Raw genomic sequence first — 11,452 nt, forward strand, 5'->3', positions numbered from 1 at the left:
AAAAGAAGATGTCAGCTTGCGCTGACCAGAATCACGCACCAAGTCTCACATGCGTTCGACTTGAACACATAAATTCCTTGCATCCTCCTGCGCGAACAACTGCCCACTATCTGTAAAAAAATATTACTTACGCTCATCCATCGGCACATAATCGCGTTCCTGCATGATACTCTTGTATGCCGGACGAATAATCTTATCCGCATTTACCAGTTCTTCAATGCGGTGTGCACTCCATCCAACGATTCGTGCCATGGCAAAAATCGGTGTATAAAGTTCCAGCGGAATATCCAGCATGCTGTATACAAATCCACTGTAAAAATCGACGTTGGCACTTACACCTTTGTAAATTTTACGCTTCTCAGCAATGACTTCCGGTGCCAGGCGCTCAATCATGGAATACAGGGCAAAATCTTTTTCTCTGCCTTTTTCAATCGCAAGTGCTTCTACAAAATGTTTGAATACGCGGGCACGCGGATCAGACAGGGAATATACGGCATGTCCCATTCCGTAGATCAGACCTTTTCGATCAAACGCCTGCTTATCAACCAGTTTTCCAAGGTATGCTTTTACTTCGTCTTCATCACCCCAGTCAGATACTTCCCGACGGATCTCATCCATCATCTGAACGACCTTGATATTGGCACCGCCGTGCTTCGGTCCTTTCAGAGAGGACAGTGCTGCCGCGATAACGGAATACGTATCGGAACCTGCCGAAGTAACAACACGTGTCGTAAATGTTGAGTTGTTTCCACCGCCATGCTCCATATGAAGCACCAGTGCAGCATCCAGAACCTGTGCCTCCAGTGCTGTGTATTTTTTATCCGGTCTGAGCATCAGCAAAATATTTTCCGCGGTGGACAGCTCCGGCTGCGGACGGTGAATATACAGGCTCTCATCCCGAAGAAAGTGATTATAGGAATGATAACCATATACGGCAAGCATCGGCATCTCACTGATCAGCTTCATACACTGCATCAGAACCGTCTGTAAAGAACTGTCGCTAATCCCGTCATCATAGGATGCCAGTGTCAATACACTTCTGGTCAGAGAGTTCATCAGATCGGCACTCGGTGCTTTCATAATAACGTCTCGCGTAAAATTCGTCGGCAGATGCCGTGCATTTGCCAGTGCTTCACAGAAAGTTTTCAACTGTGCCGGGGATGGGAGTTCGCCAAACAGCAGCAGATAAGTAACTTCTTCAAATCCGTAACGTTTGCCCTCGAATCCTTTTACCAGATCAATGACATTGTATCCACGATACCAGAGATTACCATCACATGGGATCTTCTGTCCATTTTCCATTCGGAAGGATTCAATTTTTGATATATTGGTCAAACCGGCAACGACACCATTTCCATTTTTATCACGAAGTCCACGCAGCACACCGTTTGCGTCAAACAATTCAGCGGAAATCTGGTCTGTCACCCGACATTTCTGTGCATAATCTCTGGAAAAGTTATCCAGCATCTCTTTATCGTACATAGTTTCTCCTCCTGTTCCGTTATTCGATCAAACACCCATACTCTAACCATGGATGCAAAATGTATCTACACAAGTCAAACACTCTGAAAATTTCGTGTATACACTGACTGAAATAAGACACTTCTAGCACTCATGCTACCCTTTTGCTAATATTTTGTCAAATAAAAAAAGTATAAACAGATTTTTTATATCACACTTGAGTAATTTTAGCATACATATGTACGCTATTTTATTTCTATAAAACTAGGTGGAATACTTGTATAAGCAATTTATACGATTGTTTACTACTATTTATACGGGCAGAAGTTTCAGGAGGTTTCAACATGGATGTACTAAAAAGAATTGACGAGATTATGGCGAGACAACATTTAAACGATTATCAGCTTTCGAAACTGTCCGGATTATCAACTTCCACGATTTCTAATATGCGTAAGAGAAATACCATTCCTTCTATCGCAACATTAGAATATATCTGCGAATCTTTTGATATCACACTGTCACAGTTTTTCATGGATAATCAAAGTACATTATATCCGGTGAATGAGACGCAGAAAGAGTTTCTGGATTATTTTGTCCTCCTGTCAGATGAGCAGCAACAACTGATGCTGGAGGTCGTAAAAAATATTCGCTCCGATCTCACTCAAAAACCATATAAAAAGCCAAATACAGCGAAGGAATCATAGCTGATATACTTATTTCAGACAACAGATTTTAACGACGATTCTTTTCAAACCTTGTATGAAACATGGAAAAAGAACGTGCCTTACATATTAAGAGACACGTTCTTTTTCTGTTTATTTATCTTCACTTATCAGACCAGTATGCTTCAATACTTCTTCCACACGTTTGACCGGAATAATATGTAACTCTGCTTTTACTTCCTCTGCCACATCCTCCAGATCTTCGCGGTTATCATACGGGATAAATACGTTCTTGATACCGGCTCTCTGTGCCGCCATCAGTTTTTCAGGAAGACCACCGATCGGCATTACACCGCCGCGCAATGATACTTCACCCGTCATGGCAAATTCCGGGGAAATACCTTTGTTCAACAGCATAGATGTCAACGCTGTCACGATCGTAATACCTGCTGACGGACCATCCTTTGGAACTGCGCCTGCCGGCACATGGATATGCAGATCTGATTCTTTTAAGACTTCTGCCTCCTCCGGAAACATGGATTTCACCAGTGTCAGCGCGATCTGCACAGACTCTTTCATTACGTCACCCAGTTGTCCGGTTACTTTCACTTTTCCGTCACCGCGGATTTTTGCAGTCTCAATAAAGAGGATTTCTCCTCCTGCGCTGGTCCATGCCAGTCCGGTTACCACCCCCGGCTGTGCTTCCTGCATACGCACATCATGATGTAACTGCTTACGTCCCAAAAATTCTTTCAGACGTTTTACCCCTACGGTAATACTCTTCTGCTCGCCTTTGACCAGTTTTACCGCTGCCTGACGGCACAGTGTCTCCAGTTTTTTCTTTAAACCGCGGACACCGGATTCCATTGTGTATTCACTGATGATCGCACGCATGGCATCGTCCGTTACCTTCAGATTCTGCTTTTTCAGTCCCATGGTGGACATCGCATTCGGAAGCAGATATTTTTTTGCAATTTCAAATTTTTCCACGGCGGTATAACCTGGGAACTGAATCACTTCCATACGGTTCAGCAATGGCTCCGGAATCGTATCAACAGAGTTCGCTGTACAGATAAACAATACATTTGACAGATCATACGGCACATTCATATAGTGATCAGTAAAACTGAAATTCTGCTCCGGATCAAGAACTTCCAGCAGCGCACTTGCCGGATCTCCGCTGTAATCATGGGACAGTTTATCCACTTCATCCAGTACCATGACCGGATTCGAACTGCCGCTGCGCTTCATGCCTTCCATAATTCGTCCCGGCATCGCTCCAATATAGGTTCTTCTGTGGCCACGGATCTCTGCCTCATCCCGGACACCACCAAGACTGATCCGCACATATTCCCGGTTCAGTGCTTTGGCAATGCTCTGGCAGATACTGGTCTTACCAGTACCCGGCGCACCGACAAAAAGCAGGATAGAACCAGACTGCTTCTTATTCAATGCCATCACCGCAATCTGCTCTATGATACGCTCTTTTACTTTTTTCAAGCCATAATGCTGCTCATCCAGCACCTGCTCCGCCTGATTTAAATCAATTTCTACCGGCGCTGCCACTTTCCAGTTCAGGGAAGTCATAAAATCCAGATAATCATAGAGCAGACCGTATTCGTGGCTGTCTTTGCCCTCCTGTTTCATACGGTTCAGCACCTTTTCCGCTTCTTCTCTGGCTTCCTCATTCATACCGGATTCCTGAATCTTTTTCTCAAATTTGCGGACATCGGAAATATTTTCCGGATGCATCTCATCTAACTGCTCCTGCAAAAATTCAATCTGCTTCTTCAAGGCAGACTCCCGGTAAACACGTTCATGTGTCTCCTGCTGAGCGCTTTCTGCCTCATCACTGACATGCGCCATCTCGATAAATTCATAAATGGACTGCTCAATCAGTTCTGTACGTTCCCGCACGGAATCTGCAGCAATGATCGCATATTTTTCCTCCGGCGTAATACTCAAATAAGCGGACAGCGCACAGATGATCTCTGTCATGTTACTCCAGTGCTGAATAAACGCCCGCGCCCAGACTCCCCACTGAAAACCGCTGACAAACTGGATCAGACTCTTTTTCGCTTCTTTATAAATCTCTTTTTCTTCTTCCTCCGGCAGATCTGCGATTTCGGAACAGATCGCTGCATCCGCGGTAAAAGCTCCATCCGTTATCTCTATGTCAGAAACATCCACACGATTGTGAACACGGATACTGATATTTCCCTCATCATCCACATTTTCTACGGTTCCTACCAGACCTTTTTCCTGAAAATCATCTACGATAAGGTCTTCCCGCTTCTTTTCTTCTTTCTGGATCAGAAACAGAATTTCTTCTCCCTTTTCTACTTTTTCAACCTGCATGCGTTCCAGAACGTCTTTTTTGAAATTAAATGTGACGCCCGGAAGGAGCAGTAAATCATATACTGGTAGAACTAACATACGATCGCCTCCTTCTGTTAGCAAAGTGTCCTATTGAGTGCTAATTATACCACATTTTTCGCATTTTGCAAGTTATTGACGGTAAACTGCAGGTTGAAAAATGGGAAATCCGATACATTATGACAAGTTGAAGTTTTATTTAGGTTGTGAACAGAAAAAAGAAATCGTCACCTCACGCAGGCTAAAATGCCTGCTTTGAGGAGAAGATTTCTTTTTTCTGCATTTACGTTACTGAATAAACTTGCCCATATTCACTCTTAACTGAAATAGAGAACTTCAGCTATTTTTTCTTGGAACGCGATTATTAGCGGACAAGACAAAATAGCTGGAGTTCTCTTCATATACTTACATACTTACGTTGAGGCATCATTTTTCTTTTGTGCCTCCAGAAGTTCTCCGATCAGGCGATTTTTCGTTGTTGACTCCTGCATATATGTCTCACTGAGCTGCTTTCCTGCCAGCTCCATTTCTGCATGCAGATCTCTGGCTGACAGCAACCGACAGCCCTCGCCACGGATGATGACCTGCTCCAGTCCATCAGACGTTGCCACGGTGACCTGATATTTTGACGCATTGGTATGTGCAAATTTTTCAATATACTGATCGGCAGTTTCTGCTTCTTTTGTAAATACGACATGAATGTTGTGATAATCGAAGCATTCTGTCTCATGTCCGATCACACGGTATGCATCGAACACAGCAATAACTTCGATCTGCTTCATACCCTGATAGTTACACAGCTTGTCTAATAAAATACCTCTGGCAGAATCCATATTTTCTCTTGCAAGGTCTTTGAGTTCATCCCAGGCAAAGATGATATTGTAACCGTCCACCAGCAGATATTCCTGTTTTTTCGGCTGTGATGTAAAATTTCTGGTAACAGATTCCGTCCGACTTTCCACTCTGCGCCGGCGTACAACACCGTTTCTGCGGGTTCGAGCGCCGCTGTTTGCATAAAATGTTTTTTCCAGAATGGCATCTACTTCATCCACACCGATCCACTCATCCATGACACTTCGTGTTGCCCGTTCCGGAAGTTCTTCCCTTTTCACGGTTTCCGGCTGCCATCCTTCCACATGCATATGCTCTTTTACTTCGTTCCATGGAACTGTAAAACCTGCACCATGCGCACAAAATACCGAACCGGATGGATTGGCTGTATCGTGTTCCGCATCATATCCAATCGCATCAATGACTTCTGCCGCATTATGGCATGGCGCATAGCCATCCAATGTGAGGAAAATACGTCCGAAGCCTTTCGTGTAAGCTGCCACTTCTTTCGGATAATCCTGCATTTCACTGACTGGCGCGCGTCCGGTCAATACCGAAAGCCCTCCCTGTGCCTGTGTAATTTCAAAAGTGCCGTTCATTTTTTCAATATCTGTCATTGCCCGTCCAATCATCTGCTCCGGGAGTTCTATCCGAAATTGATAATATGGCTCTAACAATACCGCTTCCGCTTCCATCAAACCCTGACGAATAGCACGGTAAGTCGCCTGACGGAAATCTCCGCCCTCGGTATGTTTCTGATGTGCCCGACCGGCGATCAATGTAATTTTCATATCTGTGATAGCAGATCCTGTCAGTACGCCACGATGTTCCCGCTCCAGAAGGTGCGTCACGATCAGGCGCTGCCAGTTTTTATCTAACATATCCTCGCTACAATCTACGTCAATCTGTAACCCGCTGCCTGCCGGAAGCGGCTCCAGTAATAAATGCACTTCCGCATAATGACGCAACGGTTCAAAATGTCCGACGCCCTCCACCGTATTTGCAATCGTTTCTTTGTATACAATATGGGATTTTCCAAAAGTAACATCTATGCCAAAGCGCTCTGCAATAACGCTCTGTAAAATTTCTGTCTGGATTTCTCCCATGATCTGTGCCTGAATCTCCTGTAACTGCTCATCCCAGACGATGTGCAGTTCTGGCTGTTCTTCTTCCAGCAGTTTCAGTTTTGGCAGCATCAGCGCCGGATCACAGCCTTCCGGGAGACAAACCTGACAGGTCAGAACTGGCTCTAACAGCGGTGGCAGCGTTTCCGCTTCTTCTCCCAGTCCCTGTCCAGGATAGGTCTCTGCAAGCCCGGTGACCGCACAGATTTCTCCGGCTTCTGCCCGCTGACGGACTTCGTATTTTTCGCCGGAATATACACGAATCTGGTTGACTTTTTCCAACACGTCATCTTCCCCGTCTGACTTCGTGCGAAGAAGATCTTTTACTTTTAATACACCGCCGGTTACTTTTAAATGCGTCAGACGGTTGCCCTGCTCATCCCTGGAAATCTTGTACACTTTTGCAGAAAATTCCGATGGATAGGTATCTTCTTCCGTCCAGAACTCAAATCCATTTAAAAAGGTTTCGATTCCTTCCATTTTCAGGGCAGAACCAAAATAACACGGAAATACTTCTCTGTCCCGGGTCATTGCCCGAATCTGCGCCTCAGACACCGTTCCGGTTTCCAGATATGTTTCCAGTGCTTCCTCCTGACAGGTTGCCAGTTCCTCATACCATGTTTCCAAAGATAAAACACTCTGATCTGTATTCATTCCAGAGTCCATCGTCTGCTTAGCATCATAATCCTTTTTCGCGTCTGCAACGTCTGCTATCACTGCATCTGCCAAAACGGACGAAGCGGAAAAGTCAATGCATCCTTCGGATAACCGTTCTTTTAATTCGGTCATCACAGCTGCCTGATCCGCTCCCGGCTGATCCATTTTATTTACAAAAAAGAACGTTGGAATCTCATACTGCTGCAACAGATTCCACAGTGTCTGCGTATGTCCCTGCACACCATCTGATCCACTGATCAGCAGCACTGCGTAATCCAGCACCTGAAGCACACGCTCCATCTCCGCAGAAAAATCCACATGCCCCGGTGTATCTAATAATGTCAGATCCGTGTCGCGCCAGGTCAGTTCCGCCTGTTTGGAAAAAATCGTAATTCCTCTGGCACGCTCCCGCTCATCGGTATCCAGAAATGCATCTTTTGTATCTACTTTTCCAAGTTTTCGAATTGCTCCGGAAGTATACAAAAGTGCCTCTGACAGCGTGGTTTTTCCGGAATCCACATGCGCCATCAGTCCGGTACAGATGTGTTTTCTTCTATTTGTATTTGCCATATATCTCACTTACCTCATAATTTTAAGAATGTCCTCTGCATTCCTCATCCAATTGCGCTCATTGTACCATAATTTTTTATACAAGTCGACTGTTGCGATTTTGATTTACTTTGGCATAGATTCCCACGGAATGGCAATACTTGCAAAAAAGATAGTTTCTGTGAGGTTTTTAATTATGAAAATTGTATTTATTGTACCTGCTTCCGACCTGCGCCGGATTCCTCTCTATCGTCTTGGTGGGAAAATTTACGGACAGTCCAACTCCATCACAGGTCCGTTGATCCTTGGTGGCATTTTAAAAAAAGCCGGGTATCAGGTGGAAGCCTATGAAGAATTAAACGCCCGCCTGCCGTTAAAACATCTGCTAAAGGATACGGATATTTTCTGCCTGTCACTGATGACCTCCAATGCTCCCAGAGGTTATGAACTGGCAGACATCATCCACAAACATTCCAATGCCCGCGTGATCATGGGCGGTATGCATCCGACCTGGCTTCCCGAAGAAGCCCTGCAGCATGCAGATCAGGTCATTGTCGGGGAAGGCGAAAAAGTTATTTTAGATGTAGTGGAAGGACGTTTAAACACCCGGATCGTGCAGGGGATCTCTCTGACCAATGTGGATGAGGCACCATTTCCAGATTATTCGATTCTGAAAACACCCTGCGTCGCGGCAAATGTTATTTCCACCAGAGGATGCCCCTACCGCTGCACGTTCTGCACCACGTCCCGCATGTTTGCCCCTTACCGACAGCGCAGTGTGGATAACGTCATTGATGAGATCCGCATGTATAAACAAATGGGCTTTCGCTATCTGAATTTTGAAGATGACAATTTTACCGCGGACAAAGAACGGGCAAAAGATATCTGCCGCCGGATGATCGCCGAACATCTTACGTTCAAAGAGAGCTTTTTCTTTGGGCGAACGGATCTGGCGAATGATGCGGAATTATTGCAGCTTTTACATGACGCGCATCTGACCAGAGTGTTGATCGGCATTGAATCGCTGAACCAGAATGCCTTAGATGAGATCCATAAAGGACAGAATATCGAAGATATCCGAAAAGCCGGTGCTGCCTGCGAAAAATACAAAATCCGTATGATTGCAAGCATCGTTCTTGGACTGGATGAAGATACAAAAAAAGACATGGACAGAAGTGTTGCTTTCGCAAAATCTATCCATGCCTATCAGTTACAACCTGCTATTTTGACACCCTTTCCCGGCACACCAGTTTACGACCAGTTTTGTCAGGATCACCGTATGATCACCAGCGACTGGAGCCGCTTTGACATGATGAATGTCACCTTTCTCCCCAAGCATATGTCGCCTTGGGAATTGCAGGAAACTTTTTATGAAGCGTCCAAATATTTTTATGATTTCAAATCCGTGAAGGATATCCGTCAGATTTTTGGTGCCGAATATGCCTTCCGCCGGTTCGGACTGGCAATCATGGCACGACTGGGTGTCTTTGGCGCACATGTGGCTTCAAAAGTTGCCAAAGGATCTGTGTATTATGATCTGAGGCATTACTCCAGCAAAGAGTCTACTGCATCCGCATCAAAAGTAACGGATGCCACATGATCTACCTCGATCTGGTACAGTGCATTTGCAGCGATATGCTCTGCTGCCTGCTCCAGATCACGGATACCGGTTGTGTTCTCATATTTTTTCACAACTGCATCTAAGCCTTCCGGTGTCACGATGCACTCATCCTCACTCATGCCCATACGTTTTAATACTTTCGGCAGTGAAAAACGGGCGAAAATTGTCTTTTTCTCCTCCGGTGTATAATCCGGAATCTCAATGACTGCAAAACGTGACATCAACGGTGCGCTGATGCGGTCTTTGTCATTGGCAGTTGCGATCGGATATACGCCAACCGTCGGAACCATACATTCCATGTAGTTATCCGTAAATCCAAGGTTATCCAGCAAGGTCAGCAGTACATCTGCCGGATTGCCATTTCCTTTTCCATTGGAAGCCTTATCTAACTCATTGATGATAAATACCAGTCCGGATTCTCCTGCTGCGGAAAATGCCTCCATGATAATACCCGGCTTTGCATTGGCATAAACACGGGAACTTCCGGTCAGCTGCTCCGGATCATGGATGGAGCTCATGTCCAGTGTGGTCCACGGCAGTTTCAGAATACGTGCTACCGCATAGGCAATCTGGGATTTTCCGGTTCCGGCAGGTCCGATCAGAAGCAGACCATAAGCCGGCAGTGTATGGGTACGGTTGATCTGGATGATTGTCTCGATGATACGCTGTTTTACACGCTCCATACCATATAATTCTTCATCCAGAATCCGACGTGCTTCTTCCGGGTCGATTGCTTCAAAATAATTGCTCTTCCAACGGATGTTCATCATAATAGAAAGAGCACGCTGTGCATGACGGCGCTCCTCCGCGGAAACTTCATGGGAACGGGCAACTGCCAAATTTCGACGCGCCCACAGACGAATGTTATCCGGCAAAGTGCGTCCTGCACAGTTCATAAAATCTGTGATACTCTGCAGACTGGTCAGCTTCATGCTGTCGCCTTCTTCTTCCTGTTCTTCTTCGTCAAACACCTCTGTCGGTGCGTTGCTGGCAAACAGACGCTCCATCATAAACTGTAAAAATCCGTCCTCAGCGGACAGTTTTGTGCCACCTCCAAAGGCAATCTCACGGATCTTGTATACAGCATAACCATCTGGACGGTTTTCTCCGGAAAGGCGTACGGTAATATGGTTTTCACCAAGCCAGCGCAACAGGCTGACAAAACGTGCATCAATCTGTAAAATATCCGCACTGATCTTGCCATCTTCTTCCTCAAATTCAAAGGAAGTGCGTTTTACAGGATTGGTAAAAACACCACATGAATGATGCTTCCACTGGCGAATCTTGTTATCCAGTAACAGAATCGGAGATTCTGCGGATGCTTCGGAAGCATTGGAAAAAACCATGGTGTAAGTACATTTTCCATGTGAATTTTTATCTGGTTTATTATTAAAATCAAATACAGGCATGAAATTTCTCCTTCGTATGTTTTTATCATATGTTTTATAATCTCTATCAGTATAGCACTGCTTCCGATATTAGAAAAGTGTAAAATCGCTTATTCTTCTACTGGCACCTGACGTAATTCACCGGTTACGGAATCCATGATAAATCCAGTGATCGTGATATTCTTTGGCATCAGTGTGTGATTTTTCAATGCAATCACGGTATCTCTGACAGACTGCTCCACACATTCAAAGCCACCAAGCCATTTTTCCAGATCAATACCACTGTTTCGCACAATATTGATATGTTCCTGTGAAACGCCTCTGTGTGTCAACTCTTCCAGAAGTTTTCCACCATCCATACCCTGTACCCCACAGTCTGTATGTCCGATAACCATAACTTCTTCTACACCAAGCTCAATAATCGCTACTAACAGGCTTCGAACCACACTACCGTATGGATGTGTGATCACGCCGCCGGCATTTTTTATAATTTTTGCATCACCATTTTTCAGACCAAGTGCTGCCGGAAGTAACTCTGTCAGACGTGTATCCATACAGGTCAGAATTGCCAGTTTTTTGTCCGGATACTTGCTGGTCAGATACGGTTCGTATGCTTTATCCTCCACAAATTTCTTATTGTACTCCATAACTTCGTTAATCATTGGTACTCCTCCTCGATATACTTTAAATTTCTTTAAGTTATATAAATTTCCAAAAAAAGTGCAAATCACGTTTGATTCAAGTCGAACGCACGTGAGACTTGGTGCGTGATTCTGGTCAGCG

Annotated in this window: 7 protein-coding genes; 2 read left to right on the forward strand and 5 right to left on the reverse strand. The window is 45.0% G+C overall.

The window, feature by feature from the left end; translation table 11 throughout:
- Positions 1 to 123: 123 nt before the first annotated feature.
- Entirely contained in the window at positions 124 to 1,482 is a 1,359-nt protein-coding gene (locus LG34_RS09275) for a citrate/2-methylcitrate synthase (protein WP_330427500.1), read from the reverse strand.
- Positions 1,483 to 1,805: 323 nt separating this feature from the next.
- On the opposite strand from LG34_RS09275, the gene LG34_RS09280 reads away from it, so the two are divergent.
- A complete protein-coding gene (locus tag LG34_RS09280) occupies positions 1,806 to 2,165 on the forward strand; it encodes a helix-turn-helix domain-containing protein (RefSeq protein WP_109215828.1) in 360 nt (119 codons plus the stop codon).
- A gap of 111 nt (positions 2,166 to 2,276) precedes the next feature.
- On the opposite strand, the gene lon is transcribed toward LG34_RS09280, so the two are convergent.
- Together lon and LG34_RS09290 are read right to left on the reverse strand one after the other, a co-directional pair.
- Complete coding sequence (lon, locus tag LG34_RS09285; RefSeq protein ID WP_109215829.1) at positions 2,277 to 4,559, reverse strand: endopeptidase La; 2,283 nt, start codon at positions 4,557 to 4,559, stop codon at positions 2,277 to 2,279.
- 353 nt (positions 4,560 to 4,912) lie between these two features.
- Positions 4,913 to 7,681 (reverse strand): translation factor GTPase family protein, encoded by a 2,769-nt coding sequence (locus tag LG34_RS09290; RefSeq protein WP_109215830.1) that lies wholly within the window; start codon positions 7,679 to 7,681, stop codon positions 4,913 to 4,915.
- 175 nt (positions 7,682 to 7,856) lie between these two features.
- Here LG34_RS09290 and LG34_RS09295 point away from each other — a divergent pair, with 175 nt between their 5' ends.
- The gene (locus LG34_RS09295) at positions 7,857 to 9,260 is read left to right on the forward strand and encodes a B12-binding domain-containing radical SAM protein (RefSeq protein WP_109215831.1); all 1,404 of its coding nucleotides are present in this window, start codon (positions 7,857 to 7,859) and stop codon (positions 9,258 to 9,260) included.
- On the opposite strand, the gene LG34_RS09300 is transcribed toward LG34_RS09295, so the two are convergent.
- Positions 9,206 to 10,690, reverse strand: a complete 1,485-nt coding sequence (locus LG34_RS09300) for an AAA family ATPase (RefSeq protein ID WP_109215832.1) — start codon at positions 10,688 to 10,690, stop codon at positions 9,206 to 9,208. The genes LG34_RS09295 and LG34_RS09300 overlap by 55 nt on opposite strands.
- An 89-nt stretch (positions 10,691 to 10,779) precedes the next feature.
- The gene (locus LG34_RS09305) at positions 10,780 to 11,331 is read right to left on the reverse strand and encodes a beta-class carbonic anhydrase (RefSeq protein ID WP_109215833.1); all 552 of its coding nucleotides are present in this window, start codon (positions 11,329 to 11,331) and stop codon (positions 10,780 to 10,782) included.
- Between the last annotated feature and the right edge of the window lie 121 nt (positions 11,332 to 11,452).

The organism is Eubacterium ramulus (assembly GCF_003122485.1).
Taxonomy (GTDB): Bacteria; Bacillota; Clostridia; order Lachnospirales; family Lachnospiraceae; genus Eubacterium_I; species Eubacterium_I ramulus_A.